Annotated in this window: 27 protein-coding genes and 1 other RNA gene; 13 read left to right on the forward strand and 15 right to left on the reverse strand. The window is 66.0% G+C overall.

All coding sequences use genetic code 11. The features are described 5' to 3' along the window. Positions 1 to 127: 127 nt before the first annotated feature. Positions 128 to 982, reverse strand: coding sequence for an MBL fold metallo-hydrolase (locus P0086_RS14245; RefSeq protein ID WP_275786605.1), 855 nt, complete (start codon positions 980 to 982; stop codon positions 128 to 130). A gap of 165 nt (positions 983 to 1,147) precedes the next feature. Here P0086_RS14245 and P0086_RS14250 point away from each other — a divergent pair, with 165 nt between their 5' ends. Then, positions 1,148 to 1,687, forward strand: coding sequence for a pyridoxamine 5'-phosphate oxidase family protein (locus tag P0086_RS14250; RefSeq protein ID WP_148191712.1), 540 nt, complete (start codon positions 1,148 to 1,150; stop codon positions 1,685 to 1,687). Between the two features lie 26 nt (positions 1,688 to 1,713). Here the strand turns inward: P0086_RS14250 and P0086_RS14255 are convergent, their stop codons facing one another. The 4 genes from P0086_RS14255 to P0086_RS14270 all read right to left on the reverse strand — a co-directional run bounded on the left by P0086_RS14255 (position 1,714) and on the right by P0086_RS14270 (position 3,765). Then, complete coding sequence (locus tag P0086_RS14255) at positions 1,714 to 2,022, reverse strand: BrnA antitoxin family protein (protein ID WP_112613558.1); 309 nt, start codon at positions 2,020 to 2,022, stop codon at positions 1,714 to 1,716. Beyond that, the gene (locus P0086_RS14260; protein WP_275786610.1) at positions 2,009 to 2,263 is read right to left on the reverse strand and encodes a BrnT family toxin; all 255 of its coding nucleotides are present in this window, start codon (positions 2,261 to 2,263) and stop codon (positions 2,009 to 2,011) included. Before P0086_RS14260 ends, P0086_RS14255 begins: the two co-directional genes overlap by 14 nt. Before the next feature lie 84 nt (positions 2,264 to 2,347). Next, a complete protein-coding gene (locus tag P0086_RS14265; protein WP_112593772.1) occupies positions 2,348 to 3,172 on the reverse strand; it encodes a TIGR00282 family metallophosphoesterase in 825 nt (274 codons plus the stop codon). Then, positions 3,172 to 3,765 carry a 5-formyltetrahydrofolate cyclo-ligase gene (locus P0086_RS14270; protein WP_275786615.1) on the reverse strand — a complete coding sequence of 198 codons (594 nt, stop codon included), beginning with the start codon at positions 3,763 to 3,765 and terminating at the stop codon, positions 3,172 to 3,174. Before P0086_RS14270 ends, P0086_RS14265 begins: the two co-directional genes overlap by 1 nt. A gap of 269 nt (positions 3,766 to 4,034) precedes the next feature. On the opposite strand from P0086_RS14270, the gene P0086_RS14275 reads away from it, so the two are divergent. Further along, positions 4,035 to 4,274, forward strand: coding sequence for a transcriptional regulator (locus tag P0086_RS14275; protein ID WP_112593771.1), 240 nt, complete (start codon positions 4,035 to 4,037; stop codon positions 4,272 to 4,274). 16 nt (positions 4,275 to 4,290) lie between these two features. On the opposite strand, the gene P0086_RS14280 is transcribed toward P0086_RS14275, so the two are convergent. Then, positions 4,291 to 5,274, reverse strand: a complete 984-nt coding sequence (locus tag P0086_RS14280) for a sugar-binding transcriptional regulator (protein ID WP_275786619.1) — start codon at positions 5,272 to 5,274, stop codon at positions 4,291 to 4,293. 294 nt (positions 5,275 to 5,568) lie between these two features. Between P0086_RS14280 and tal the strand changes: the two genes are divergently transcribed. Beyond that, positions 5,569 to 6,531 (forward strand): transaldolase, encoded by a 963-nt coding sequence (gene tal / locus P0086_RS14285; protein WP_275786621.1) that lies wholly within the window; start codon positions 5,569 to 5,571, stop codon positions 6,529 to 6,531. A gap of 85 nt (positions 6,532 to 6,616) precedes the next feature. On the opposite strand, the gene P0086_RS14290 is transcribed toward tal, so the two are convergent. Then, positions 6,617 to 7,522 (reverse strand): AraC family transcriptional regulator, encoded by a 906-nt coding sequence (locus tag P0086_RS14290; RefSeq protein ID WP_275786624.1) that lies wholly within the window; start codon positions 7,520 to 7,522, stop codon positions 6,617 to 6,619. Between P0086_RS14290 and P0086_RS14295 the strand changes: the two genes are divergently transcribed. Further along, on the forward strand, positions 7,521 to 7,928 hold the full coding sequence (locus P0086_RS14295) for a DUF2000 family protein (RefSeq protein WP_112593768.1): 408 nt from the start codon (positions 7,521 to 7,523) through the stop codon (positions 7,926 to 7,928). The two genes, P0086_RS14290 and P0086_RS14295, sit on opposite strands and share 2 nt — an antisense overlap. 45 nt (positions 7,929 to 7,973) lie before the next feature. Here P0086_RS14295 and P0086_RS14300 read toward each other — a convergent pair whose 3' ends face one another. Then, the gene (locus P0086_RS14300) at positions 7,974 to 9,107 is read right to left on the reverse strand and encodes a polysaccharide biosynthesis protein GumK (RefSeq protein ID WP_275786627.1); all 1,134 of its coding nucleotides are present in this window, start codon (positions 9,105 to 9,107) and stop codon (positions 7,974 to 7,976) included. A 53-nt stretch (positions 9,108 to 9,160) separates the two neighbouring features. Continuing rightward, the gene (locus P0086_RS14305; protein WP_275786630.1) at positions 9,161 to 10,075 is read right to left on the reverse strand and encodes an ATP-grasp fold amidoligase family protein; all 915 of its coding nucleotides are present in this window, start codon (positions 10,073 to 10,075) and stop codon (positions 9,161 to 9,163) included. Between the two features lie 200 nt (positions 10,076 to 10,275). On the opposite strand from P0086_RS14305, the gene P0086_RS14310 reads away from it, so the two are divergent. After that, positions 10,276 to 11,757, forward strand: a complete 1,482-nt coding sequence (locus P0086_RS14310; protein WP_275786632.1) for a polysaccharide biosynthesis C-terminal domain-containing protein — start codon at positions 10,276 to 10,278, stop codon at positions 11,755 to 11,757. Between the two features lie 39 nt (positions 11,758 to 11,796). Here the strand turns inward: P0086_RS14310 and P0086_RS14315 are convergent, their stop codons facing one another. From P0086_RS14315 to P0086_RS14330, 4 genes are all read right to left on the reverse strand, one after another. Then, a complete protein-coding gene (locus P0086_RS14315) occupies positions 11,797 to 12,045 on the reverse strand; it encodes a hypothetical protein (protein ID WP_275786635.1) in 249 nt (82 codons plus the stop codon). A gap of 115 nt (positions 12,046 to 12,160) precedes the next feature. After that, positions 12,161 to 12,320: non-coding RNA, 6S RNA (gene ssrS, locus P0086_RS14320), on the reverse strand. Between the two features lie 163 nt (positions 12,321 to 12,483). Further along, positions 12,484 to 12,855 carry a cell division protein ZapA gene (locus P0086_RS14325; RefSeq protein ID WP_148149681.1) on the reverse strand — a complete coding sequence of 124 codons (372 nt, stop codon included), beginning with the start codon at positions 12,853 to 12,855 and terminating at the stop codon, positions 12,484 to 12,486. A gap of 39 nt (positions 12,856 to 12,894) precedes the next feature. After that, entirely contained in the window at positions 12,895 to 13,167 is a 273-nt protein-coding gene (locus P0086_RS14330) for a DUF4164 domain-containing protein (protein ID WP_112610703.1), read from the reverse strand. 326 nt (positions 13,168 to 13,493) lie between these two features. Here P0086_RS14330 and tkt point away from each other — a divergent pair, with 326 nt between their 5' ends. The 4 genes from tkt to P0086_RS14350 all read left to right on the forward strand — a co-directional run bounded on the left by tkt (position 13,494) and on the right by P0086_RS14350 (position 19,285). Further along, the gene (tkt, locus tag P0086_RS14335; RefSeq protein ID WP_112593761.1) at positions 13,494 to 15,476 is read left to right on the forward strand and encodes a transketolase; all 1,983 of its coding nucleotides are present in this window, start codon (positions 13,494 to 13,496) and stop codon (positions 15,474 to 15,476) included. Between the two features lie 66 nt (positions 15,477 to 15,542). Next, positions 15,543 to 16,553, forward strand: coding sequence for a type I glyceraldehyde-3-phosphate dehydrogenase (gene gap, locus P0086_RS14340; RefSeq protein WP_112593760.1), 1,011 nt, complete (start codon positions 15,543 to 15,545; stop codon positions 16,551 to 16,553). Positions 16,554 to 16,891: 338 nt separating this feature from the next. After that, positions 16,892 to 18,088 (forward strand): phosphoglycerate kinase, encoded by a 1,197-nt coding sequence (locus P0086_RS14345; protein WP_275786641.1) that lies wholly within the window; start codon positions 16,892 to 16,894, stop codon positions 18,086 to 18,088. A gap of 171 nt (positions 18,089 to 18,259) precedes the next feature. Continuing rightward, complete coding sequence (locus P0086_RS14350) at positions 18,260 to 19,285, forward strand: class I fructose-bisphosphate aldolase (protein ID WP_275786643.1); 1,026 nt, start codon at positions 18,260 to 18,262, stop codon at positions 19,283 to 19,285. A gap of 347 nt (positions 19,286 to 19,632) precedes the next feature. Here the strand turns inward: P0086_RS14350 and P0086_RS14355 are convergent, their stop codons facing one another. Then, entirely contained in the window at positions 19,633 to 19,788 is a 156-nt protein-coding gene (locus tag P0086_RS14355; RefSeq protein WP_275786646.1) for a hypothetical protein, read from the reverse strand. 425 nt (positions 19,789 to 20,213) lie between these two features. Between P0086_RS14355 and P0086_RS14360 the strand changes: the two genes are divergently transcribed. From P0086_RS14360 to P0086_RS14370, 3 genes are all read left to right on the forward strand, one after another. After that, positions 20,214 to 21,500 (forward strand): MFS transporter, encoded by a 1,287-nt coding sequence (locus P0086_RS14360; protein WP_148149677.1) that lies wholly within the window; start codon positions 20,214 to 20,216, stop codon positions 21,498 to 21,500. Next, positions 21,497 to 21,685, forward strand: coding sequence for a DUF1192 domain-containing protein (locus P0086_RS14365; protein ID WP_112593755.1), 189 nt, complete (start codon positions 21,497 to 21,499; stop codon positions 21,683 to 21,685). Before P0086_RS14360 ends, P0086_RS14365 begins: the two co-directional genes overlap by 4 nt. Before the next feature lie 380 nt (positions 21,686 to 22,065). After that, positions 22,066 to 22,584, forward strand: coding sequence for a DUF1465 family protein (locus P0086_RS14370; RefSeq protein ID WP_112593754.1), 519 nt, complete (start codon positions 22,066 to 22,068; stop codon positions 22,582 to 22,584). Between the two features lie 162 nt (positions 22,585 to 22,746). On the opposite strand, the gene rpmE is transcribed toward P0086_RS14370, so the two are convergent. Further along, positions 22,747 to 22,968, reverse strand: coding sequence for a 50S ribosomal protein L31 (gene rpmE / locus P0086_RS14375; RefSeq protein WP_112593753.1), 222 nt, complete (start codon positions 22,966 to 22,968; stop codon positions 22,747 to 22,749). A 266-nt stretch (positions 22,969 to 23,234) separates the two neighbouring features. Between rpmE and P0086_RS14380 the strand changes: the two genes are divergently transcribed. After that, complete coding sequence (locus P0086_RS14380) at positions 23,235 to 24,977, forward strand: ABC transporter transmembrane domain-containing protein (protein WP_275786993.1); 1,743 nt, start codon at positions 23,235 to 23,237, stop codon at positions 24,975 to 24,977. The last annotated feature ends 22 nt before the right edge of the window (positions 24,978 to 24,999 follow it).

Genomic DNA, 24,999 nt, shown 5'->3' on the forward strand with positions numbered 1-24,999 from the left:
CCGGCCAGGCGATCTCCGATTTTGGAAATGGCCGCGTTATAGTTTTATTGTCGCTCTGCGTCCAGCAGGGGCGGCAAAATCTGCCGCGCGTGACGCCGCCGCGAGCCGGATCGGCACCGGAGGCGGCTCACACGCCCTTGAGAACGAGGATCGTCGGCCGCCGCGGCAGCGAGCGCACCGATACTTCGACCCTCGCCGTGTCGGCGAAGGTGATATCGAAACCCTCCTCGAACATCGACAGGAAATGGTCGATCGGCGGCCCGCGCCGGTGCATCGGCAGGATCAGTGCGGAGCGAAGCCGCTCGACCACGCGGCTCATGCTTTCCGCGCCCATCGTGAGCCCGCCGTCGACCGGCACCATCAAGACGTCCAGCCGGCCGATCTCCGCATACTGCTTCTCAGTCAGCTCATGATGCAGGTGGCCGAGATGGCCGATGCACAGCCCCGCGATCTCGAAGATGAAGATCGAGTTCCCGTTCGCCTCCATCACTCCGCCCCAGCTGCGGATATCGGTCGGCACGTTGCGGATATAGGCGTCGCCGGCGACGACGTCGTGGTCTGCCGGTCCACCATCGTCCCGCCAGCCGTGCAGCACGTGTTCGATGCCGGGATCGGGGACACGCGTGTAGTGGCTGGAGTGCGCCTTGTTCATCGTCACCACGGTCGGCAGTGCCGGCGGCTTGTACCAACCGTTGTAATCGGTGGCGATCCTGATGCCCGCCGGCGTCTCGATGAAGAACGTGGAGTGCCCGATATAGGTGATCGCCACCGTTCCATCGGCCTCGGCCTGCGCCAGATCCGCCGCGGGGCCATTGAAGCGCGCAAAGATCACCCCTGGCAGCGCCTGCGCGATCATCTGGCACTGGCTTGCGGGCTTCGCCGGCTCCTGCGTCTGCGCCCGGGTCTGCGCCTGCGCCGGCACGAAAACCCAAAGGGCGAGCAGGAACGGCAGAACGAAACGTGAGAACCGAAGGGACGGCATGGGCGGCTCCGTTCGATGGACGCCGGAACTATGCCAACGCGGCCTCTCAAGGTCGAGCGCCACCCGCGCCCGCCGCGTTCACAATCCCGTCAGACCGGCGCCGGAACAATGGCCGGAGCGCGGCGTTTGGCCTGCATCAAGACGATGCGAGAAAGGACGAAAGCCATGGCAAGTCTGGCAGAAGCCCGCGAAAATCCCAAGGAGCAGCTCTACGACGAGATCGACCGGATCCACGCCGGCATGCTCGGCCTGGAAAACGACCGCATGCACATGCAGCCAATGGCCCCGCATCTCGACCGCCAGGCGGCGACGATCTGGTTCTTCACCAAGACCGACACCGATCTCGTCGATGCGATCGGCCAGGGCGCGCGAGCGCATTTCTGCGTCATCGGCAAGGACCACGACTATCACGCCTGCCTGGTCGGCCGCATCACGGTGGAGAAGAACTCGGCAAAGATCGACGCGTACTGGAACTCGATCGTCGAGGCCTGGTTCGACCACGGCAAGCACGATCCGATGCTGACCATGCTGGCGCTGCGACTCGACGATGCCGCCATCTGGGCCTCGACCGGCAGCACGCTGAAATTCGGCTGGGAGATCGCCAAGGCCAACTTCAACCCGGACGAGGAGCCGCATGTCGGCGTTCGAACCCATGTCGTCTTCGGCGACACGCCGGACGAAATCCGCCGCCAGTGGGCGAGCTGACACGCTCACTCCGTCCTTAAAGCTCCTCAGATCTTGGCGCGCTTCAACACCTCGTTGATGCGCGCCTGCCAGCCTTTCCCGGTCGCCTTGAACTTGTCGATGACCTCCGGATCGAGCCGCAGCGAAATCTGCTGCTTCGGCCGCGGCACGGCCGGCCGCCCGCGCGATCGCCGGATGCTTTCCATCAATTCCGGAAAGACCTCGGCGAACGGCCGGGCGTTCTTGAGTTCCTCGTCGGTCGCCTCCGGGCTGTCCGGATCGGCCGCTATCTGGCGTTGGATCCTGGCTTCTTCCTCGTCGGTCAGAGGCGGGATGTGCTGTCTAGGCATAGCCATGGGCGATTCTCTCCTTCCGGCTCGCGGGGCGCATGGAGATGACCGAGAGCCCCTGCGTGCCCAGCGTTACGAACACGACGGCAATAACGCCGTGATGCAGCACGCCGATCGCCATCAGGCGACCACGCTGAACCGGCACGATTGTCGAACGCGCAAAGAACTCGAGCGTCAGATCGGCGAAGTCGTATCCGTGCTTTTCGATGTTCGAACGGCGTTTGCGCTCATCATAGACGATCTGCATGATTTTTGTATCACTTTAAATCGCAATACCAAAATCATGCCAGAGCTGCAAACGGACGCAAGGACAATCCTTGCGCGAAATCGGTCAGGACCAGAAGGACGGGATCGTTTCCGCCAGCCGCGGGCCGAGCCGCAGCGGCGCGATCTTTTCGGCCAGTCCCGTCCTGTCGGAGATCTCCACCCCGACGCCGCAGATCGTCGCGGGCCCGCTCGCCGCCTCGAAGCGCCCCTTGGGCATCTTGGAGATGAAGCGGTTGAGCGGCTCTTCCTTGTCCATGCCGAGCGAACTGTCGTAGTCGCCGCACATGCCGGCGTCCGACATGTAGCCGGTGCCGCCGTTCAGGATCTGGCAGTCGGCGGTGGGCACGTGCGTGTGCGTGCCGACGACGAGACTGGCGCGACCGTCGACGAAATGGCCAAAGCACTGCTTCTCGCTCGTCGCCTCGGCGTGGAAGTCGAAGATGATCGCGTCCGCCTGCTCGCCGAGCGGGCAGGAGGCCAGGATCGCCTCGCCGGTGGTGAAGGGGTCGTCGAGCTCGGGGTGCATGAACACCCGTCCCATGACGTTCGCCACCAGCACCCGCGCGCCGTTGCGGGCAAAGAACAGGTTCGATCCGCGCCCGGGCGTGCCGGCCGGATAGTTTGCCGGTCGCAGGAACTGGTCGTGCCGTCCGGCGAAGGTCACGGCCTCCTTCTGGTCCCAGACATGGTTGCCGGTGGTCACCACGTCGGCGCCGGCATTGATCGTTTCCTGGAAGATGTCCTCGGTGATGCCGAAGCCGCCGGCGGCGTTCTCGCCGTTGACCACGACGAAATCGAGCTTGAGATCGGAGATCAGGCCCGGCAGGCGCTCCCAGACGGCGGTCCGCCCGCTCTTGCCCACCATGTCACCGAGAAAGAGAAACCGCATCAGTCCTGTCCATCCTGTCCGTTGAAAATGCGAAAGCCGGTCTCGGTCAAGATCGCATCGAGCGCCACGTCATGGGCTTGCGCCGGCACGGCCGGCACCTCCTGGCAATCGAAGGCGATCCCGATCAGCCGCGGCGAGAGCCCCTTGGCGCGCAGCCGGGTGATCGCGCGATCGTAGTGCCCCGCGCCGTAGCCGATGCGATGACCGACCGCATCGAAGGCCGAGAGCGGTACCAGCAGGATCTCCGGATCGAGGGGGGCCGCCTCCGGCCCCGGCCCCGTCGTGCCGAAACCCGTCTTCATCAGCGGCGCGCCGCGCACGAGCTCCCGGAAGACGATCGTCTCGCGATCGAGCACCACCGGCAGGCAAAGCCGCGCACCGCGCTCGGCGAGCCGCGCCATCAGCGGCCGGATGTCGGCCTCCGAGCGGATCGGCCAGAAGCCGGAGATGACCGCGCCCGGCTCGAAGGCGATGATATCGCCGGCATGGTCTGCCATTGCGAGGCTCGCCTCTATGCGTTGCTCGGCGGGCATCGCATCCCGCAATGCCAGCTTCTGGTTTCGAAGCTCGGCCTTCTGTTCCTTCGGCGTCACGCGTCCCATCCCCGGCTGATCCTCCCCTCCCATAGCGCCACAGACCGCCTGCCCGCAACCTCCGCCGGACGATGGCCGACAACCGGACGACACCTGCAATTGTACCGATATGCGACACCCTTCCCGGTGGTGGCGAAACCCGGATGGCCGCAAACCCCGGCAACGGGTGCGGCGCCGGCGAAGACGGGTTCCCATGTGCATAAGATTTAATAAAGCATTTCAGACAGTTCGACTGTGCGCGGGGCCGTTCGCCCTCTATCAAGCCGGCCATGTCATCTGCCGATTCCCAGTCCCGTCACGGGCGCAGCCGCGCCACGCCCGAACTCTCCGCCATCGAACTGCGCTGCCTGGCGCTCGCCGCCGAAGGCAGGACGCCGGGGCAGATCGTCCTGGAAACAGACCTGCCGCTGCCCCGCGTTGCCGAAGCCCTGTCGAGCGCCATGGAGAAGCTCGAGACACGCAACATCACCGGCGCGGTGTCGCGCGCGGCCCTGCTCAATCTCATCTGAGGGTTTTGTCCGGCGGTCAGCCCGCCTGAGCCTCGGCCAGTTGCAGCAAGGCGTCCGCGGCCCCCTCGTCGGTGATCAGCGTGTTGCAGCCGACCCGCCGGATCGTCGCGCGGATGGCCGGCGCGCGATGCGCCCCGCCGGAGACGAGCACGATATGGTTCGCCTTCTTCACCGTATCGAGGTCGATCGACATCACCCGGTCGCGGATCGGGTGGTCGATCGTCCGCCCCTCGGCGTCGAGGAAGTTGCACATGGTGTCGCAGACGCAGCCCGCCGCCACCAGTTCCTTGAGCACCGCGGGCGGCAGGAAGCCGCGCGACAGCGACGTCGAATCCGGACCGATGTCGCCGCAGCTGACGACGGCGATGTCCATGTTTTCCGCCAGTTCGAACAGCGGCTTCAGCCCGCACTTCTCGATGAGGCTGCGCTTGGTCTCGGCGCTGTCGACGATGAGCGGCGCGAGGAACAGATAGCACTCCGCGCCGAGCTGGCTGGCGATCCGCCAGCTGTATTCGATCGGGTTGATGTGGTGGGCCTCCACCACCCCGCCCAGCAGCGAGACGACCTTGACCCGCTCGCGCCGCGCCGGACGGAAGCTCGCGAGCGAGGCGGTCAGCGTCCGCCCCCAGCCGACGCCCACCGTACAGTCGTCGGGAATGACCTCGGTCAGGAACTGGCCGAGCGCCAGCCCCACCCCCTTGGCCGTCCCCTCGGCGGTCTCTGCCGCCGGCACCACGATCGCCTCGTCCAGCCCGTAGGCCCGCTCCAGGCGGGTCGCCAGTTCGACGCAGTCGCCGACGCCCTCGTCGATCCAGATCTGCACCTCCCCGCGCTTCAGCGCCTCGTCCAGCATGCGGATCACGGTGGTCCGGCCGATGCCAAGCTTCTCCGCCACGTCCTTCTGCGTCATGCCCTGGTTGTAGTACAGCCAGGCCGCCCGAAGGCGCAGCGAGGCGCTCTCGGAATAGGCGGTGTGCGTTCCGCGCCTGAGTTTCGCCAATGTCCCGTCCCCATTCTCGTTCGGCAATCCTGCGTCCCTCCCTAGCACGAAACGCATTCAATGCGACATATGTTTATCTGACTGTGCAAAAGTGCTTGACATTGCCCCCGCTCGCCAACGATAGTCGGCCGTACCCTCGGTGCGACAACGCGCCGGCGGCGTGCTAGTGTGCGGTCACGGCGAAGCGGTTCCAGGAAGCCCGCGACGCTGTGCCGGCACTTCGAAAATTGCGCAGCCTTCGTTTGCTGCGGATGGACGGCGCCTTGCTTGACACCACGGAACGGGATCTCGAACATGACCTCCAAGCTTGAACAATTGCGTACGATGACGACCGTTGTGGCGGACACCGGCGACATCGAAGCCGTGGCCCGCCTGAAGCCCGTCGACTGCACCACCAATCCGACCATCGTGCTCAAGGCGCTCGGCACGCCGATGTTCGCCGACACCGTCGCCGAAGCCCTGCGCTGGGGCCAGTGCCAGGGCGGCAGCCGCGATGGCGTGATCGCAGCGGTCGCCGATCGCCTGGCGATCTCCGTCGGCGCGGCACTCGCCGGCCTCGTGCCCGGCCGCGTCTCCACCGAGGTCGACGCCGACCTGTCCTTCGACACCGAGGCCTCGATCGAGAAGGGCCGCGCCATCATCAAGGCCTACGAGGCGCGCGGCATCGGCCGCGAGCGCATCCTCATCAAGCTGGCCTCCACCTGGGAGGGCATCCGCGCCGCCGAGGTTCTGCAGAAGGAAGGCATCGACTGCAACCTGACGCTGCTCTTCAACAAGGCCCAGGCGATCGCCTGCGCCGACGCCGGCGCCTTCCTGATCTCGCCCTTCGTCGGCCGCATCCTCGACTGGCACGTCAAAGCGAGCGGCAAGACCTTCACCGCCGAAGAGGATCCGGGCGTGCTCTCGGTCCGCGCGATCTACGACTACTACAAATCCAACGGCATCAAGACGATCGTCATGGGCGCCTCCTTCCGCAACACCGGCGAGATCGAGGCCCTTGCCGGCTGCGACCGCCTGACGATCAGCCCGCAGCTCCTGGAAGAGCTCGACAAGGCCGAGGGCAAGCTGGAGCGCCGGCTTTCGCCCGAGACGACCAGCCGCGTGGCCCCGATCAAGGTCGACGAGAAGACCTTCCGCTGGATGCTGAACGAGGACGCCATGGCGACCGAGAAGCTCGCCGAAGGCATCCGCGCCTTCGCCAAGGACCTCGGCGCGCTGCGCGCGATGATCGACAAGGAAATGAAGGCAGCCGCCTGATCGCCAGGCGATGACTTCAGTGCATCGATGACGAACCGCCCGCGCCAGGAATGTCGCGGGCGGTTCGTCTTTGCATCCATGGATTTCAAGTCCGGTCGGTCTCTCGCGCGCGGTCTGTTCCCGTCAAGGCGAGCCACTTTCCGGGCGTCAGGCCGAACGCGCTCTTGAAGTGGCGGGTGAAGTGGCTCTGATCGGCGAAGCCGCTCGCCACGGCGGCATCACTGAGGCTGAGCCCCGCCGCCATCAGAGAGCGGCCCTTCTCCAGACGACGCATGACGAGATAGCGATGCGGGCTCGTTCCGAGCATGGCCCGGAAATGGCGGGCGAGCGAATACCTGTCCAGACCGGTGACCTGTTCCAGCTCATCCGATGTGACGGACCGGTCGCTGTTGTCGTGCAGATATTCCCGGCACCTCTTCACCGCGCCGTGAGCAACCGACCGCATCTTCGCTCCGTCCGCATCCGCGTGCTTCCACAGCGATTCCGCAAACCGGACGAGGAGATCGTCCCAGGCAAGACCGGAGGGCTCGCCCTGCAGATCGCCGAGTGCCTCCAACAGACCTTGCCGAAGCTCGTCGTCCCGCAGAATGGGGGTCCGGACGAAGGGCAAGCGACGGCGCCCCCCTGCCGCCTCGATCACACGCTCGGGGGGAAGATAGAGCATCCTGTATCGAAGGCCGGTCTCCGTCCCCGCTCCACCATCGTGGAGTTCGTCCGGGTGGATGACGATCACATTGCCCGGCAGGCTGAATCGCGCCTCGCCCCGGTAGCGAAACGTCTGCACGCCCGCAAGCGTCACCCCGAGCGCATAGGTATCGTGGCGGTGCAGGGAAAACGCGTTACCCCTGAATTGGGCTTCAATTCGCTCGATGCCCCGGGAAGCGGGCGCCCGGACGATGCCGTCGAATCTGCACGAACCTTCAAGACGCACCGCGTCGCTCGACGTTACAAGCGAGCCATCTGTTAAACAGCTGCTGGAAACCATCTGCATGTTCGATACCAAGATCACGATTGTACTGCGCGACGACCTCGCTGCCTGGCAGAAACTGAACGTCGCAGCGTTCCTGAGTTGCGGCATCGCCGCTCAGTATCCCGAGATCATCGGCGAACCGTACCGCGACTCCGCCGGCAATGTCTACAACGCGCTCTCGATCCAGCCGATGGTGGTCATGTCGGCGGACCAGGACACGCTTCGAAAGATCCATGCGCGCTCGCTGGAGCGCCAGGTAACCACCTCGCTCTACATCGAGGAGATGTTCGCCACGGGCCACGACGAGGCGAACCGGGCGGCGTTCTCGCTGTTCGACCCATCGACGGCAAAGGTGGTGGGAATAGCCGTGCGCGCGGAGAAGAAGATCGTCGACAAGATCGCCAAGGGAGCAAGGCTTCACAGCTGATCGGCCTGCCGTCCTGTCGGCATCGCGCCAGCGGGACGTTCCCGCCTATTCGGCCGCGGCGGCTTTCCCGTCCGGGCCGGCCAGCTCCCGTTCGATCCGTGCGGCGACCTCGTCCCAGGAGAGGATGTTCTCGCGCCATGCCGGATCGTGCGGCCGGGCGACGGCCTCTTCGACCCTGCCGGCCCAGTCCGCCTCGCCGGCCGGGTCGTAGCCGACGAGATTGCCACGTGCGGCCGCCAGCATCACCGGGGCGAGCACCGGCAGCATGCAATAGGCGTATTGCTGGAGCTTGAGGCTGGATTCGGCGAGATAGCGCTCCCGCTCGGTCAGCCGGTAGGGCGCGATGCCGAAATCGGCAAACTTGATGTAGGGCACGATGTCTGCGAACGCCCGCTCGCCATAGAGGCGCACGTTCGGCGGAAACGGGCCGGAAATGCCGGCCCCGAACAGGTGCAGGCCGACGCCCGGATTGGCCGCCGCCATCGCGCGCACCGCATCGGCGTCGAACAGCATGTTGCCGACCGAGACGCCGTTGCGCGTGCCGGCCGCATAGGGCGAGGCCGTGCAGGCGTCGAACACGCCCTTGTCGATGCCCTGCGGGACGGCGACGATGCGGCTCGTCTGCGGCAGTCCCGCCGCCATGGCGGCCGTCGGGACGATCACCCGGTCGAACTGCGGGGCGATGCGGCGTTCCAGACGCTGCAGGTAGCCGGAGGCCCCGACGCTGTCGAGCCGGTCGCGCTTGAAATAGAGCGTGCGGGCTGCGGGATTGATGCGGCGAACGGCATCGAAGAAGGCGATCGCCGTGCCGGATTCGATCACGACGATCTCGGCTTTGCGGATCGCCGTCCTCATGAAGGCGGGCGGCAGGTTGCCGTAGAGCGGAAACAGCAGCGCGTTGACGCTGTTGAGAGCGGCACTTCCCGAACTGAACGGATGCAGCGGCGGCAGGTATGCGGCAGAGCGCCGGCGCGGCGCGGTCTCGACGAAGCGGTTCCTCTGTTCCGCCGAAAGCCCGGCATAGAGCGCGGGCCGCTTGAGCGCGGTCAGGTAGCTGAAACCGACGCTGATCGTATCGACCTCGTGGCCGCGGGCGGCAAGCGCCTCGGTCACGAAATGCACGCTGGTCTTGCGCGTCACCGGCAAGAAGGCGTGCGTCGATAGAAAGAGGAATCGCATCTCGTTCCGGTCCGTCGCGACCAGCGGGGCTCCTGCCGCCGGCCTGTCTCTACTCAGCGCAGGTCCTGCACCAGCTCCTGCTTCCACATCGCTCCCAACATTTCGTCGAACTGGTCCGGCACGCATCCCTTGAAACCGCCGCCCGGGTAGAGCGTCAGTTCGCCGACGAAGATGCGCCCGCCGCAGCGGTAGAGATCGACGCGCATGAAATCGCTGTCGCCGGCGATCTTGCGCACGACGTCCAGCATCTCGTCCAGATCGTCCGGCCGCGGCAGCTCGCCGGGATAGGGCTCGTAGTAGAAGCTCTCGTACGTCATCGGCTGCCAGTCGGGCGTGAAATTGCGCTCATAGCCCTTGCCGTCCCGCCTCAACCGCATCTCGATATGGGAGACGCGGCCGGAGAATACGAAGAAGCGGTAGTCGTCCGGCGCGTCGCCGTTCTCCACCAGCATCTCTTCGATGATGATCAGCGGCTCGAACTCGCCATAGGCCCATTCGCGGTTGATGCGGTGATGCTTCAGCCTCAGCCACGCCGGGCCCGGATCGGCGGCCAGGAGCGCGTCGATGTCGCGCTGCTCGCGCAGGAATGCGCCGCAACCGGAGGCATGCGTCGGCTTGACCACCGCCGGCAGCGGGATGGTCGACCAGTCGACCGTCTTCAGGTCGCGCCCGACCCAGTAGGTCGGGATGACATACTGCGCGCCGGCGCGCTCGGCGATCAGCGCCTTGGCGCCGTGCTTGTCGACCATCTGCGCATAGATCGGCCGGCGGTCGTAGAGCTTGCGCGCCTGCACCTTCTCGCTGAACAGGCGCGGCCGCTCGAGATCGGGAAAGCGGCCTGCCATGGAGTAGTATTTCCAGCGCAGGTACGGCCGGTCGGGAAGGACCGCGATGAGGCGCCAGAAGAGATGCTGCAGCTTCTGCTTCAGCCGGCTCTCATGGCGCGCGGAAAGCGAGATATCCGGCATGGATACACCTGAGGATGGAACTTACGCTGGCTCTGGCCTAAACCAGTTGGGTTAAGCCGGGGTTAGCGAACGCCCGGAAACGCGGCTTTTCAGCCGCCGGATACCGAATCTTAAGCCCGGTGTTCTAGGCGTAGGCCATGGTTTTTCGGCCCCCTGCGCGACGGGACGGCGGAACGAAGACGGTCGCCACGATGCAATCCATGCTCGGCTCATCCCTGCTCAATGCCGCCGCCGGCCTGCTGTCGCTGGTGGCAGGCTTCGGCAGCAGCGTCATCGTCGCCCGGCTCCTCGGCGTCGAAGGCGCCGGGATCGTCGCCTATGCGCTGTGGATCATGACCGTGGCCACGCTCCTGTCCGATTTTGGCATGCCGCAGGCCGTCCTGCGCTTCATCGGACAGGCCGACGGCGCGGCCGGCGCCCGCCCCGGCCTCGTGCGCACGCTGACCAGGCGTTTCGTCCTGACCACCAGCACGCTCGCCGCCTTCATCCTGGGCTATGCCGCCTGGCTGGAGCTTTCCGGAGCCGGTCACGCGAGCCTGATCTGGATCGCGACCGCGGCGCTGTTCCTCTCCTATGCCTATTCGACGATGTCGCTGGGGGCCGCGCAAGGGCTCGCCCGCTTTCGCGAAAGCAGCCTGAATACGGCGATCGGCTGCCTGCTGCAGCCGCTGCTGGTGGCGCTCGGCGCCTTGCTGCTCGGTCCGGCCGGCGCCATCTTCGGCCACGCCTTCCGCCACCTGCCGCAGGCGCTGTGCCTGCGCCGCTACCTTTCGCCGGCCAGCGAGGGCATCGAACCGGTGACGGCGCCAATGGTCGCCTATGCCCGCAACAGCTGGATCTCGGGCGGGCTGACCGCCCTGCTCGGCTCGCGCGTCGAGCTCGCCATCATCGGGCTGTTCTTCAATCTCACGGCGGTCGGCCACTATGCGATCGCCTCGACGATGGCCGGCATGGTCATCCAGCTGTCCTATTTCCTGGTCGCCCCTCTCGTGCCGCTGTTTTCCCATCACCACGACCGCGGCGACTGGCCGGCGCTGACCACGGCCTACCGGCGCAGCCTGCTCGGACTGGCGCTGGTGCTGGCGCCGGTCTGCTTTGGCGGCGCCGCCATCTCGCCGGTGCTGATCCCGGTGCTGTTCGGCGCCGACTTCACGGATTCGGTCGAGATCGCCGTCATCCTGCTCGCCTTCATCTTCGCCTCGGCGATGATCACCGTGCCGTACCGGATGATGCTGGCGCACGAGCGCAGCGGCACCGTGCTGCGCTTCGCCCTGTGGGAAGGCGTGGTCTGCATCGCGCTCCTCTTTGCCGCCGTCCCCACGTTCGGCACCGTCGGTGCCGCCTGGGTGAAGGGGCTGACCGGATGCGTCAGCTGCCTCGTCTATTTCTGGTACTGCCACCGGCGGCTCGGCGTCTCCTGCGACACCGTTGCCCTTCTCAAGGTACTCGTCGCCGCTGCCGCCTGCGCCGCCGCCGCGCGCGCCTGCATCTGGTGGATGCCGGGCCTGCCGGGGATGGTCGTCGGTATCGTCGCCGGCGCCATCGCCTACGCGCTCGGCCTGGCGCTCCTGCGCGCCGTCCCGGCCGAGGAGCGGCGGATGGTCGCCGAGCTCGCGAGTGCCAGGCTGCCCGCCCCGGTCGCCGGCATCCTCAGCCGGGCGATTCTCGCCGGGCGGGGGTGACATCGCCGCGAGGGCGATCCTGCGTCGACCGTTCCGCGACTACGCAGTCTGGATCAGCCTCGCCAGCTCATCGAAGTCCTGCTCGGCGTCGAACGCTTCGAAGGCGGTGGCGCCGTTGACGGTGATCTGCGCATTTTTCAGGTAGACGCGGTCGAGAATCAAATCGGCGACGAATTTCCCGATGCGCTCGCGCGGCACCAATGTTGTCTCGATCGTGTCCACATAGTCGCCCGTTGCAACGACGCGCACACCGGTGGGTGTTCTTTCAATATCCAGCCGAACTTTCATGGGGAGCACCAGGTATCATCGGCTTCGCCGGTCTAAAATGCCTATCCCACCGGCGCGGCGCGAAGACGCCGCCCCAGGATGACCACGAGCCGAAATCATTGAAAACAAGAAAGAAGCGCGATCCGCGACGACCGATGGCGTGTGTACGATCCCGGGTGCCTACAAAGTAGGTGGGCGCCGTATGTCCGGACCCACGGGTCCAGCCAGGGACAGCTCCCTTGAGATCGTGTATGGCCCCGGGGATTGTGAGTACCTGTCGGGAAGCACAGACCGCGTTTTAGATATAGGATGAAAGCGCCGGGTCCGCCAGTGGCGATCGCGCCTCGGGCGAGATTTGCACGCCCTTTCTGCAGAAGGCGCGTTTGCCGCCCGGCATCCGGGCATGCGCTGGCGCGGTCTGGCTGTGCCGGATTGCGCGTGGGCGACCGAACGGCCGCCTCAGTTGGCGGCCGGCTTGCCGGACAGCTTCGCCGTCATGCCCTGGATCTGGCTGGTCAGCTCGCCGAGCGCGACGGCGATCGCCTCCTCTTCGCGCGAGACCTCGGCTGCCACGCTGTCGCGTCCCTTGCGCAGGTCCTCGACCTCGGCCTCGAGCGCCGCCAGCCGGCGGGTCATCTCGCTCAGCTCGTCCATGATCATGATGCCGGCCATCACCGTCAGGCGCAGATCGCCGATTTCCCCGAACTGGCCCTTGAGGTGGCTGACATAGCGGTCGAAGCCGGCCGCGAGCTCGGTCAGGTGTTGCTCCTGGCCTTCCTCGCAGGCCATGCGGTAGGCCTTGCCATCGATCGAAACCGTTACCTGAGCCATCTGGAAGTCCCGCCCTGTCTCCAAGTCATGCCGGCGTCGTCAGCGGTCGAGGACCGCCCGGATCGTTTCCATCGCGGTGACCAGCCGGCGGGAAACCTCGCGGTTGACCTCCTCCAGCCGGTTCGCCCGGAATTCCGCCTGGTCGAGCTCCTGGGCCAGCCGCGAGCGATCGACATTGACGCGCCGCACCTCACCCTCGATCTCGCCGTGATCGCGCTCGCGGTCGAAACGCATGTCGAGCGCGTTGTCCAGGCCTGACAGGGCCCTTCGCAACTCTTCCACCGCCGCTCTGATTGTCTCTCCTGCCGCCATGACGCCTCGCCGGCACATCTGTCACGGACGAATCGCCGTGTGAGCTGTTTGCTTCAAGGTCTTGACAGTATTCAACATCGAACAGAAGCGTCAACCGCCCGTCCGGACGGCGGCCGCTTCCGCTGTGGATGAGGATTTTGCAGCGCGAAGGCAGCGGTTTTCGTCGCGGAGAAAACCCTGCTTCATCTGACGGCAAATCGCCGCAAAACGCGGCAAAAGCGGCGCAATTCGTTGACTTGCGCACTGCACCTGCTATGTGTCAGCCGCTTCCTAACCGGTGACCCCGACAGGCATCGGCCCTGACACCCCGATTATTTGGAACAGTCATGATCTCTCGCGAAAAACACGACCGGATGGCGAACGCTATTCGCTTTCTTTCCATGGATGCCGTGGAGAAAGCAAATTCCGGCCATCCCGGTCTTCCGATGGGTGCCGCGGACATCGCAACGGTCCTTTTCACCCGCTTCATGACCTTCGACCCGAAGGCTCCGTCCTGGCCGAACCGCGACCGCTTCGTGCTGTCGGCCGGCCATGGCTCGATGCTGCTCTACTCGCTCCTCTACCTGACCGGCTACGAGGACATCACGATCGACGAGATCAAGAATTTCCGCCAGCTCGGCGCCCGCACCGCCGGCCACCCGGAATACGGCCATGCCGCCGGCATCGAGACGACCACCGGTCCGCTCGGCCAGGGCATCGCCAACTCGGTCGGCATGGCGATCGCCGAGCGCAAGCTGCGCGAGGAATTCGGCTCCGACCTGATGGAGCACTACACCTACGTGCTCGCCGGCGACGGCTGCCTGATGGAGGGCATCAGCCAGGAAGCGATCGCCCTTGCCGGCCACCTGAAGCTCAACAAGCTGATCGTCTTCTGGGACGACAACAACATCTCGATCGACGGCCCGATCTCGATCGCCGACAGTACCGACCAGCATGCCCGCTTCCGCGCCAGCCAGTGGAACACGATCGCCGTCGACGGCCATGACCCGGACGCGATCGCAGCGGCGATCGAACAGGCGCACAAGTCGGACAAGCCGACCATGATCGCCTGCAAGACGGTGATCGGCTGGGGCGCGCCCAACAAGGCCGGCACCCACAAGGTGCACGGCTCGCCGCTCGGCGCCGAAGAGATCGCCGCCACCCGCAAGGCGCTGAACTGGGAAGCGGAAGCCTTCGCGGTGCCCTCCGACGTCCTCGACGCCTGGCGGCTCGCCGGCCTGCGCTCCACCAAGGCGCACAAGGAATGGCAGGAGCGCCTGGAAAAGGCCGATCCGGAAAAGCGCGCCCAGTTCGTCCGCCGCTTTGCCGGCGAGCTGGAGAGCGGCCTCGATTCCGCGATCGTCGCCTACAAGAAGAAGCTGGCCGAGACCAAGCCGAACCCGGCCACCCGCAAGGCGTCCGAGGATGCGCTCGAGGTCATCAACGGCGTCTTGAAGGAAACGATCGGCGGCTCGGCCGACCTGACCGGCTCCAACAACACCAAGACTAGCCAGACCACCTCGATCACGCCTGACGACTTCTCCGGCCGCTACATCCACTACGGCGTGCGCGAGCACGGCATGGCGGCGGCGATGAACGGCATGGCGCTGCACGGCGGCCTCATCCCCTACTCCGGCGGCTTCCTGATCTTCTCGGACTACTGCCGTCCGTCGATCCGCCTCGCCGCCCTGATGGGCATCCGCGTTATCCACGTCCTGACCCACGATTCGATCGGTCTCGGCGAGGACGGCCCGACGCACCAGCCGGTCGAGCAGTTGGCCGCACTGCGCGCCATCCCGAACCTGATGATGTTCCGCCCGGCCGATGCCACCGAGACGGCCGAGTGCTGGCAGCTGGCGCTCGAGCACAAGGACCGCCCGTCGGGCATCGCGCTCACCCGCCAGAACCTGATGGCCGTGCGCACCGAGTTCGAGGAAGAGAACCTGTGCGCCAAGGGCGCCTACGATCTGATCTCCGCATCCGACGCCAAGGTGACGATCTTCGCCACCGGCTCGGAAGTCGAGATCGCGGTCAAGGCCTGCGAGACGCTGACGGCCAAGGGCATCTCCACCCGCGTCGTCTCCGTCCCCTGCTTCGAGCTCTTCTACGAGCAGCCGGAAGCCTACCAGAAGGCGATCATCGGCAATTCGCCGGTCAAGATCGGCGTCGAGGCCGCCATCCGCCAGGGCTGGGACCACATCATCGGCTCGGACGGCATCTTCATCGGCATGTCCTCGTTCGGCGCGTCCGGCCCCTACAAGGAGCTCTACAAGCACTTCGGCATCACGCCGGAGGCTGTCGTCGCTGCCGCCGAAGCCAAGCTCGGCTGATCCGGGACGGCGCGCGGGCGACCGCGCGCCACCCGCACGTTTCATTCTGACAGGGAGAGACCCGAAATGACCGTTAAAGTTGCCATCAACGGATTTGGCCGCATCGGCCGCAACGTTCTGCGCGCGATCGTCGAATCCGGCCGCACCGACATCGAGGTCGTGGCGATCAACGACCTTGGTCCGGTCGAGACCAATGCCCACCTGCTGCGCTACGATTCGATCCACGGCAAGTTCCCGGCCGACGTGAAGGTCGAAGGCGACACGATCATCGTCGGCGGCGGCAAGCCGATCAAGGTCACCGCCATCAAGGACCCGGCGACGCTGCCGCACAAGGAACTCGGCGTCGACATCGCCATGGAGTGCACCGGCATATTCACCGCCCGCGACAAGGCTGCCGCCCATCTCGCGGCCGGCGCCAAGCGCGTCATCGTCTCGGCCCCGGCCGACGGCGCCGACCTGACCGTCGTCTTCGGCGTCAACCACGACAAGCTGACCAAGGAGCACCTGGTCATCTCCAACGCCTCGTGCACCACCAACTGCCTGGTTCCGGTGGTCAAGGTCCTCGACGACGCGGTCGGCATCGACCACGGCTTCATGACCACGATCCACTCCTACACCGGCGACCAGCCGACGCTGGACACGATGCACAAGGACCTCTACCGCGCCCGCGCGGCAGCGCTGTCGATGATCCCGACCTCGACGGGTGCCGCCAAGGCCGTCGGCCTCGTGCTGCCGCACCTGAAGGGCAAGCTCGACGGCACCTCGATCCGCGTGCCGACCCCGAACGTCTCGGTCGTCGACTTCAAGTTCGTCGCCAAGCGCGACACCACGGCCCAGGAGATCAACGAGGCCATCAAGGCCGCCTCCAACGGCGCGCTGAAGGGCATCCTCGGCTACACCGACGAGCCGCTGGTCAGCCGCGACTTCAACCACGACAGCCATTCGTCGATCTTCGCGCTCGACCAGACCAAGGTTCTGGAAGGCAAGTTCGTCCGCATCCTGTCCTGGTACGACAACGAGTGGGGCTTCTCCAACCGCATGGCCGACACGGCCGTCGCCTTCGCGAAGCTGATCTGATCACGATCGAAGACACCCGGCAGCAATGTCCGGGTGTCGCCGTTTGAGGCTATCGTGGCGGAGTTGCTCCCGTTCTTCCGTCACCCCGGACTTGATCCGGGGTCCAGCAGCGCCGCGTCGGCGGCGCGAAAGTGCTTGCTGCGCTCAAGGACTTGGGCGCGCTGGATGCCGGATCAGGTCCGGCATGACGGAGATGGGTGCGATTGCCTCCCGGTGCCCGGAAATCTCCTGCCTTCTCGCGTGAAGGCGGAACATGCAGAATGCAGATCGCCGGCGCCGATACGCACATTCGGATCCGCGCACGGCGTTTCAGGCCCAGAATACGAGGAGCGGTGCCCATGACCTTCAAGACCCTAGACGATCTCACCGATATCGCCGGCAAGCGCGTTCTCGTCCGCGTCGACCTCAACGTTCCCGTCAAGGACGGCAAGGTGACCGACGCGACCCGCATCGAGCGCGTCGCGCCCACCATTCTCGAACTGTCGAAGAAGGGCGCCAAGGTCGTCCTGCTCGCCCATTTCGGCCGCCCCAAGGGCGAGCCGGTCGCCGACCAGTCGCTCGGCCTGATCGTGCCCGCGCTCAAGGACGTGCTCGGCAAGCCGGTCGCCTTCGCCGAGGACTGCATCGGCGACAAGGCGAAGGCCGCCGTCGATGCGCTGAAGAACGGTGACATCCTGCTTCTCGAGAACACCCGCTTCCACAAGGGCGAGGAGAAGAACGACGCCGAGTTCACCAGGGCGCTGGCCGCAAACGGCGACATCTACGTCAACGACGCCTTCTCGGCCGCCCACCGCGCGCACGCCTCCACCGAGGGCCTCGCCCGGCTGCTGCCCGCCTATGCCGGCCGCACCATGCAGGCCGAGCTCGAAGCGCTGGAGAAGGGCCTCGGCAAGCCGAAGCGCCCGGTCGTCGCCATCGTCGGCGGCGCCAAGGTCTCCACCAAGATCGATCTCCTGATGAACCTGGTGAAGAAGGTCGACGCGCTCGTCATCGGCGGCGGCATGGCCAACACCTTCCTCGCCGCCCGCGGCACCGACGTCGGCAAGTCGCTCTGCGAGCACGACCTCGCCGACACCGCCAAGCAGATCATGATCGAGGCGGCGACCGCCGGCTGCGCCATCATCCTGCCCGAGGACGGCGTCGTCGCCCGCGAGTTCAAGGCCGGCGCCGAGAACGAGGTGGTCGCGATCGACAAGATCCCGGCCGATGCGATGGTGCTGGACGTCGGCCCGAAGTCGGTCGAGGCCGTCAACGCCTGGATCTCGCGCGCCGAGACTCTGGTCTGGAACGGCCCGCTCGGCGCCTTCGAGATCGCCCCCTTCGACACCGCAACGGTCGCAGCCGCCAGGCATGCGGCAGCCCGCACCAAGGAAGGCGCGCTGATCTCGGTCGCCGGCGGCGGCGACACGGTCGCGGCCCTCAACCACGCCGGCGTCGCCGACGACTTCACCTACGTCTCCACCGCCGGCGGTGCCTTCCTCGAATGGATGGAAGGAAAGCCGCTCCCGGGCGTCGAGATCCTGCAGCAGAAGTAATCCGCGCCGGTTGCGCGAACCAACGGATGGCCCCCTCCATGCCCTGGAGAGGGCCATTTTCGTTGACGCACCGCAAGTCGCAGCCGAAGATGCACGCAAACGGCAGCCACGACCGCCACGGAAGACGAAGAAGACAGGGAACAGGAAAGCGCCCACGGCAAGGAGAGACGCATGAGCGAACGACTGGAAGAGATCGCCGCCCGCATGATGACGGCCGGCAAGGGACTGCTCGCCGCCGACGAATCCACGGCCACCATCAAGAAGCGCTTCGACACGATCGGCCTGGAATCGACCGAGACGTCGCGCCGCGACTATCGCCAGATGCTGTTTTCCGCCGAGGAGGCGATGCGCGACTTCATCTCCGGCGTCATCCTCTACGAGGAGACCCTGTTCCAGAAGGCGTCCGACGGCCGCCCGCTGGCCGAGATCATCGTTGCGGCCGGCGCCGTGCCGGGCATCAAGGTCGACACCGGCGCCAAGCCGATGGCGCTCTTTCCGGGCGAGACGGTCACCGAGGGCCTCGACGGCCTGCGCGACCGCCTTACCAAATACCACGCGGCGGGCGCCCGTTTCGCCAAGTGGCGGGCAGCACTGCCGGTCTCCGACACGCTGCCGAGCTTCGGCGCCATCAAGGCCAACGCCCATGCGCTCGCCCGCTATGCGGCGCTCTGCCAGGAGGCCGGCATCGTGCCGATCGTCGAGCCGGAGGTGCTGATGGACGGCGTGCCGGGCAACCACTCGATCAAGCGTTCCGAGGAGGTGACGGAAGAGACGCTGCGCATCACCTTCGAGGAGCTGGCCGACCAGCGCGTCTCGCTCGAGGGCATGATCCTGAAGCCGTCCATGGTCATCGACGGCAAGAAAGCGCGCAAGGCCTCGGTGCAGGAAGTGGCGGAGCGGACGCTGCGCGTGCTGAAGCGCACGGTGCCCGCGGCCGTCCCCGGCATCGCCTTTCTCTCCGGCGGCCAGACGACGGAGGAGGCCACGGCCCATCTTTCGGCGATGAACGCCATGGGCCCCCTGCCCTGGACGCTGACCTTCTCCTATGGCCGTGCGCTGCAGACCGAGGCGCTGGAGGCCTGGGGCGGACGGCCGGAGAACATCGCCGCCGGCAAGCGCGCCTTCAGCCACCGCGCCAAGATGTGCAGCCTCGCTGCCCGCGGGCAATGGAAGAAGGACATGGAGAAGGCGGCCTGAGGCGTCTACGACGTGGCAATCGCCGGGGAGCCCCTTGCATCGCCGCGCCAAGGACCTACATTGCAGGTAACGTCAACGAACAGAAAGGAAGGTGGTCCAATGTCTAATGAGATTTCGGTCTTCGTGACGGCAATGGGAAATGCGGTGGCAGCAGCGAGGCAGCCCTCGTTCTGACCCAACCTTCCTCGGGCCCAAAGGCCCGGGCCTGTCACAGGCCAAACCTCATGGAGGGCCGCCCAGTGCGGCCCTTTTTGATTCCGGCATGACTATTATTGGTGCCGATGCCCCGGATCGCCGTCGCGCTTCCTTCGCCGGCAGCATGACGCCATCGCCGCCTCAGGGACACTTCAGGGCCGCACCAGCACCGTCACCATCATCATCGCGATCGCCCCGACCGCGATCTTCCAGAAATCCCGCCGCTGCCTGAGGCCGGGCAGGTTGAGCGGGCGGATGATGTGCAGCACCATCGCCACCAGCAGCAGGATCGGAAGGACTTTCGACATGGTTGTTCCTCTTTCCACGCTTCCTGTCACAACGGCGACACTTTTCCAAGCCGAGGTTCCCGCCGCACGCGCACGATTCACCCAGGGTCGCAAATCGGCTATGGAAATCATGCGCTTGTCGACCTATACCAAGTCTCGACAATAGGAACCCATAGGACTGGCTCGATCGGGCTTTCTGGCTAGGAGAGGTCCGCGGGGCAATGCTGTCGCATTGGTCAAGGGCCTCGACGACGCCAGAAAGCCCGAGAAGCCAGCCGCAGGTGGCTTGCGGCTGGTCTCCGGCGTCGTTGCGTCGCTTGTCCGATGCGCAAGCATCGCCCTGCGCGTCGCGCCTAGCCGGCGACCAGCCGCAAGCCATCCTATGGGTGCCTATTGTCGAGACTTGGTATTGGTTCATTGCGACCGCGCCATTCCAGGGATACCCGATGCGAAATAACCTCGTCTCCGTCTTCGCGCTTCTGCTCGGCACCCTGTTCCTCTTTCTCGGCAACGGCCTGCATGGCCTGCTGCTGCCCGTCCGCGGCGCCTTCGAGGGCTACCCGACGACCCTGCTCGGCCTGATCGGCACCTCCTGGGCCTCCGGCTTCGTGCTCGGCTGCCTGCTGGCGCCGAAGGTGGTCAAGCGCATCGGCCACGTGCGCGCCTTTTCCGGCTTCGCCTCCTTGATTGCGATCATCGCGCTTCTGACCGGCATCCTGGTCGATCCGTTCTGGTGGGTGGCGCTGCGCGCCGTCACCGGCTTCTCGATCGCCGGCACCTCGATGATCATCGAGAGCTGGCTGAACGAACGGGCGACGAACGAGAGCCGCGGCGTGATCTTCTCGCTCTACATCGCGATCACGCTGTTCGGGGTCGTCGGCGGCCAGATGATGGTGACCCTCGGCGATATCGGCACGCCCATCCTGTTCATGGTGGCGGGCATCCTCTATTGCCTGGCCATGCTGCCGACGACGCTGTCGACCGCGGCCTCGCCGCAGCCGCTGAAGCAGGTCAGCCTTGACATCCCCACCCTCTTCCGCACCTCTCCCGTCGCCTGCGTCGGCATCGTGCTGATCGGAATCGCCAACGGCGCCTTCGGCACGCTCGGCGCCGTCTTCGGTGCCGAGGCGGGGTTGGCCTCCAGCACGATTGCGATGATGATGAGTGTCACGATCTTTGCCGGCGCCGTCATGCAGCTGCCGGCCGGCCGGGTCTCCGACCGCGTCGACCGGCGCTACGTGCTGGCGGCACTCTCGGCCCTGGCCGCCCTCGCCGGCCTGATGATGTTCATGCTGCAGCCCGTCTCCGTCATTCCGCTGCTCGTCGTCACCGCGATCTACGGGGCGGCGGCGAACGCGCTCTATCCGATCGCGGTCTCGCATGCGAACGACTTCGCAAGCCCGGAGGATTTCGTGAAGGTGTCGGGCGGCCTGCTGCTGCTCTACGGCGTCGGCACGATCATCGGCCCGACGCTCGGCGGCCCGGTCATGACCTCGGTCGGGCCCTATTCGCTGTTCGTCGTCACCAGCGCGTCGCATCTTCTGATCACCGCCTATGCGATCTTCCGCAGCAGGCGCCGCGCCGCCCTTCCCGCGAGCGCGCGCGAGACCTACACCACGATCAATCCCGGCACGCTGACCACGCCGGAAAGCCTGCGCATGTCGCCGCGCGCCAGCCAGGCCGCGGCCGCGCCCGAAACCGCCCCGCAAGCCATGACGGAGGAAGAGCGATGAGCATCAACGACGATGACAGACCCGTTCGCAAGGTGGCGCACGAGATCGGCTGCGACCTGTCGCTCTTGTCGGTCGACGAGCTGGCCAGCCGAATCGACCTCTTGAAGGCGGAGATCGCAAGGCTGGAGGACGAGAAGACGCGCAAGGGCGCCAGCCGCTCGGCTGCGGAGAAGCTGTTCCGCTGATCGGCCCGCATCCGATTGCGGCAGGCAGGTGCGGCAACGCGGCCCGGACGCCGTCAGAGTTAACCGAGCATTAAGCTTCATCAGCTATTAATCGCATGTCCGGACCCGTCCGGACTCAGACATTTTCGCCGCTTGGGGAATGGGTCTGATTTTCTCCCTGTTTTACCTTGAGAGCCGCTTTCCCGCGGCTCTTTTTTTGCGCCCTTTCCAGCTGTGCCAGGCCGTTGTAAAGAATTGTGGAGATTAACCCTTTCTTAAGATCGTGCTTGCGCGAAATGGGCTATGCCTCCATCGTGTTTGCATGAAATTGAGCCCGGTGGAACTCTTCTCCACCGCTGCGGGTTACCGGAATTGTGATGCGTCAAACGGGAAATGGGGCCATGTCTGAAAGAGGATTGAATACCGTCAGCTTCGCTGGCCACGTTGCCACCTCGTCGCAGTTCAAGAACCTCTATGCCGAGGGCATGGGTCTCGTCGAGGAAACGGCCAGCTATCTGGACGGCCCCGGCCGCCAGGCCGCCAAGGTGCTGCCGCGCATGGCCTCGGTCCTCTATGCCGCCGAATCCATGCGGCTGACGACCCGCCTGATGCAGATGGCGTCCTGGCTGCTGCTGCAGCGCGCCGTCAACAACGGCGAGATGACGCGCGATCAGGTACTGTCGGAGAAGAGCAAGGTCCGCCTCGACGGCTTCAACGTCGACCGTGCCGCGCCCGGCTGGAACGAACTGCCGGAATCCTTCCGCGACCTCGTGGAGCGGTCGCTGCGCCTGCAGAACCGCGTCGCCCTGCTCGATCGCGAAATGTACCGCCCACAGGAGGCCCAGAGCTTCGTGCCGGACAACCAGAACAGCGTCCAGGCGCAACTGAGCCTGCTGCAGACCGCCTTCGGCAACAACTGAACGGCCAAGAAGCCTCAGGCGATACCCGAACCCGGCCCCGGCCGGGTTTTTTCATGCCCGCCGGCCAGCCTTGAAAACAACAGGCCCTGAAAACGACACGTCCTGAAAACAAGAAAGCCCGGGCGGACCCGGGCTTCGTCACAGTCGCAATCGGCGAAAGGCTTAGAGGCCGAGGCCTTCGAAGCGCTTCTTGAACTTGGAGACGCGGCCGCCGCGGTCCATGAGCTGCTGGTTGCCGCCCGTCCATGCCGGATGGGACTTCGGGTCGATTTCGAGGTTCATGACCGCGCCTTCGGAACCCCAGGTCGAGCGGGTCTCGTACTCGGTGCCGTCGGTCATGACGACCTTGATGGTGTGGTAGTCGGGATGGATATCAGCCTTCATGACAATCTTCCTGCGTGTTCCGGAGACCTTTTGTCGCAATCGGTTGCGGCAGCCGGGCCAAAGACGTAAATGAAGCCGCGACCGATCAGGCCAGCGGCTTCCCAATTCGATGGCGAGCCTATACATGAAGGCCGGCGGGATAACAAGAGCCGAAAGAGATTTCGGCGCCCGGCGTCCCCGCAACCGACGAGGTAGACGTGAGCACAGAGACAAAAGCCGGCCCTTCGCGCAAGGGCGAGCGCAAATCCTTGAGGCCGCTCGCGACGCTGCTTCCCTATCTCGCCCGCTACCGCGGCCTTGTCGCCGGCGCTTGTGTCGCGCTCGTCACCGCCGCCGTCACCACGCTCGCCCTGCCGACCGCCGTGCGCCGGATGATCGACCACGGTTTCTCCGAGGCCGACGCCGGCTTCATCGACACCTATTTCATGATGCTGTTCGTGCTGGCGCTGCTGCTCGCGCTCGCCAGCGCCTTCCGCTACTACTTCGTCATCACCTTGGGCGAGCGCGTCGTCTCCGACCTGCGCCGCGAGGTGTTCGACCATGTCACCCGGCTTTCGCCCGCCTTCTTCGATCAGAACCAGTCCGGCGAGATCGTCTCGCGGCTGACGGCCGACACGACCCAGATCAAGTCGGCGGTGGGCGCGACGGCGTCGGTGGCGCTGCGCAACCTGATCCTCTGTCTCGGCGCGATCGTGATGATGATCGTCACGAGCCCCAAGCTCTCGAGCCTCGTGCTCGCCGCGATCCCGATCATCGTCTTCCCGCTCGTCGCGTTCGGCCGTTCGGTGCGCCGCCGGTCGCGGCAGGCGCAGGATACGCTGGCCGAGGCCTCGGCCTATGCCGGCGAGGTGATCGGCGCCGCCCGCACCGTGCAGGCCTTCAACGCCGAGCCGTCGGCCCGCTCGCGCTTCGGCGCCGCCGTCGAAAACGCCTTTGGCGCCGCCCGCGCAGCGATCCTCGCCCGCGCGCTGCTGACCGGATTTGCCATCGCCATGATCTTCGGCAGCGTCGTCGCCGTGCTCTGGTTCGGCGCCCAGGACGTGCTGTCGGGCAACATCACCGCCGGCACACTCGGGCAGTTCCTGCTCTATTCCGTCTTTGCCGCGGGCAGCCTCGGCTCGCTGTCGGAGGTGTGGGGCGAGCTTTCGCAGGCCTCCGGCGCCGCCGAGCGGCTGACCGAACTCCTCCACGAGAAGCCGTCCATCACCGCCCCCGCCAATCCCGTCGCACTGCCCGTGCCCGGCCGCGGCGCGCTGGAGTTCGCAGACGTGCATTTCGCCTATCCCTCGCGGCCCGGCTACCGCAGCCTGAACGGTCTATCGTTCGCGATCAGGCCCGGCGAGACCGTCGCCGTCGTCGGTCCCTCCGGCGCCGGCAAGAGCACGATCCTGTCGCTGGTGCTGCGCTACTACGACCCGACCGGCGGCACCGTCAGGCTGGACGGCGTCGACCTGCGCACGGCCGATCCGCAGGAGGTCCGCAGCCGCATCGCGGTGGTGCCGCAGGACGTGACGATCTTCGCCTCCACCGTCGCCGACAACATCGCGTTCGGCATGCCGGGCGCCTCGCGCGAACGCGTGGTCGCCGCGGCAAGGGCGGCACAGGCGGAGGAGTTCATCAACCGGCTCGAAGATGGTTTCGACACGATGGTGGGTGAACGCGGCATCACCCTTTCCGGCGGCCAGCGACAGCGCATCGCGATTGCCCGCGCGATTCTCAGGGACGCCCCGCTGCTCTTGCTGGACGAGGCGACCTCGGCCCTCGATGCGGAAAGCGAGACGCTGGTCCAGAAGGCGCTGGACGAGCTGATGGGGCACCGCACGACGATCGTCATCGCCCACAGGCTCGCGACCGTGCTGAAGGCGGACCGCATCCTCGTCATGGATCACGGCCGCATCGTCGAGGAAGGCACGCACCAGTCGCTCGTCCGCCAGAACGGCCTCTATGCGAGGCTGGCCCGGCTGCAATTCGACTATGGCGGCGAGGAGAAGGCGGCAGCGGCGTTCTGATCAGGACGCGAGTCGCGGCTGA

Origin of the sequence: Mycoplana sp. MJR14, assembly GCF_029210525.1 — a bacterium.
Classification (GTDB): Bacteria; Pseudomonadota; Alphaproteobacteria; order Rhizobiales; family Rhizobiaceae; genus Mycoplana.

Excerpts from the sequence above, each read along its gene's own strand:
- P0086_RS14245 (WP_275786605.1), bottom strand. The coding sequence starts at position 982 with ATGCCGTCCCTTCGGTTCTCACGTTTCGTTCTGCCGTTCCTGCTCGCC.
- P0086_RS14250 (WP_148191712.1), top strand. The coding sequence starts at position 1,148 with ATGGCAAGTCTGGCAGAAGCCCGCGAAAATCCCAAGGAGCAGCTCTAC.
- P0086_RS14255 (WP_112613558.1), bottom strand. The coding sequence starts at position 2,022 with ATGGCTATGCCTAGACAGCACATCCCGCCTCTGACCGACGAGGAAGAA.
- P0086_RS14260 (WP_275786610.1), bottom strand. The coding sequence starts at position 2,263 with ATGCAGATCGTCTATGATGAGCGCAAACGCCGTTCGAACATCGAAAAG.
- P0086_RS14265 (WP_112593772.1), bottom strand. The coding sequence starts at position 3,172 with ATGCGGTTTCTCTTTCTCGGTGACATGGTGGGCAAGAGCGGGCGGACC.
- P0086_RS14275 (WP_112593771.1), top strand. The coding sequence starts at position 4,035 with ATGTCATCTGCCGATTCCCAGTCCCGTCACGGGCGCAGCCGCGCCACG.
- tal (WP_275786621.1), top strand. The coding sequence starts at position 5,569 with ATGACCTCCAAGCTTGAACAATTGCGTACGATGACGACCGTTGTGGCG.
- P0086_RS14295 (WP_112593768.1), top strand. The coding sequence starts at position 7,521 with ATGTTCGATACCAAGATCACGATTGTACTGCGCGACGACCTCGCTGCC.
- P0086_RS14290 (WP_275786624.1), bottom strand. The coding sequence starts at position 7,522 with ATGCAGATGGTTTCCAGCAGCTGTTTAACAGATGGCTCGCTTGTAACG.
- P0086_RS14300 (WP_275786627.1), bottom strand. The coding sequence starts at position 9,107 with ATGCGATTCCTCTTTCTATCGACGCACGCCTTCTTGCCGGTGACGCGC.
- P0086_RS14305 (WP_275786630.1), bottom strand. The coding sequence starts at position 10,075 with ATGCCGGATATCTCGCTTTCCGCGCGCCATGAGAGCCGGCTGAAGCAG.
- P0086_RS14310 (WP_275786632.1), top strand. The coding sequence starts at position 10,276 with ATGCTCGGCTCATCCCTGCTCAATGCCGCCGCCGGCCTGCTGTCGCTG.
- P0086_RS14315 (WP_275786635.1), bottom strand. The coding sequence starts at position 12,045 with ATGAAAGTTCGGCTGGATATTGAAAGAACACCCACCGGTGTGCGCGTC.
- P0086_RS14325 (WP_148149681.1), bottom strand. The coding sequence starts at position 12,855 with ATGGCTCAGGTAACGGTTTCGATCGATGGCAAGGCCTACCGCATGGCC.
- P0086_RS14330 (WP_112610703.1), bottom strand. The coding sequence starts at position 13,167 with ATGGCGGCAGGAGAGACAATCAGAGCGGCGGTGGAAGAGTTGCGAAGG.
- tkt (WP_112593761.1), top strand. The coding sequence starts at position 13,494 with ATGATCTCTCGCGAAAAACACGACCGGATGGCGAACGCTATTCGCTTT.
- gap (WP_112593760.1), top strand. The coding sequence starts at position 15,543 with ATGACCGTTAAAGTTGCCATCAACGGATTTGGCCGCATCGGCCGCAAC.
- P0086_RS14345 (WP_275786641.1), top strand. The coding sequence starts at position 16,892 with ATGACCTTCAAGACCCTAGACGATCTCACCGATATCGCCGGCAAGCGC.
- P0086_RS14350 (WP_275786643.1), top strand. The coding sequence starts at position 18,260 with ATGAGCGAACGACTGGAAGAGATCGCCGCCCGCATGATGACGGCCGGC.
- P0086_RS14355 (WP_275786646.1), bottom strand. The coding sequence starts at position 19,788 with ATGTCGAAAGTCCTTCCGATCCTGCTGCTGGTGGCGATGGTGCTGCAC.
- P0086_RS14360 (WP_148149677.1), top strand. The coding sequence starts at position 20,214 with ATGCGAAATAACCTCGTCTCCGTCTTCGCGCTTCTGCTCGGCACCCTG.
- P0086_RS14365 (WP_112593755.1), top strand. The coding sequence starts at position 21,497 with ATGAGCATCAACGACGATGACAGACCCGTTCGCAAGGTGGCGCACGAG.
- P0086_RS14370 (WP_112593754.1), top strand. The coding sequence starts at position 22,066 with ATGTCTGAAAGAGGATTGAATACCGTCAGCTTCGCTGGCCACGTTGCC.
- rpmE (WP_112593753.1), bottom strand. The coding sequence starts at position 22,968 with ATGAAGGCTGATATCCATCCCGACTACCACACCATCAAGGTCGTCATG.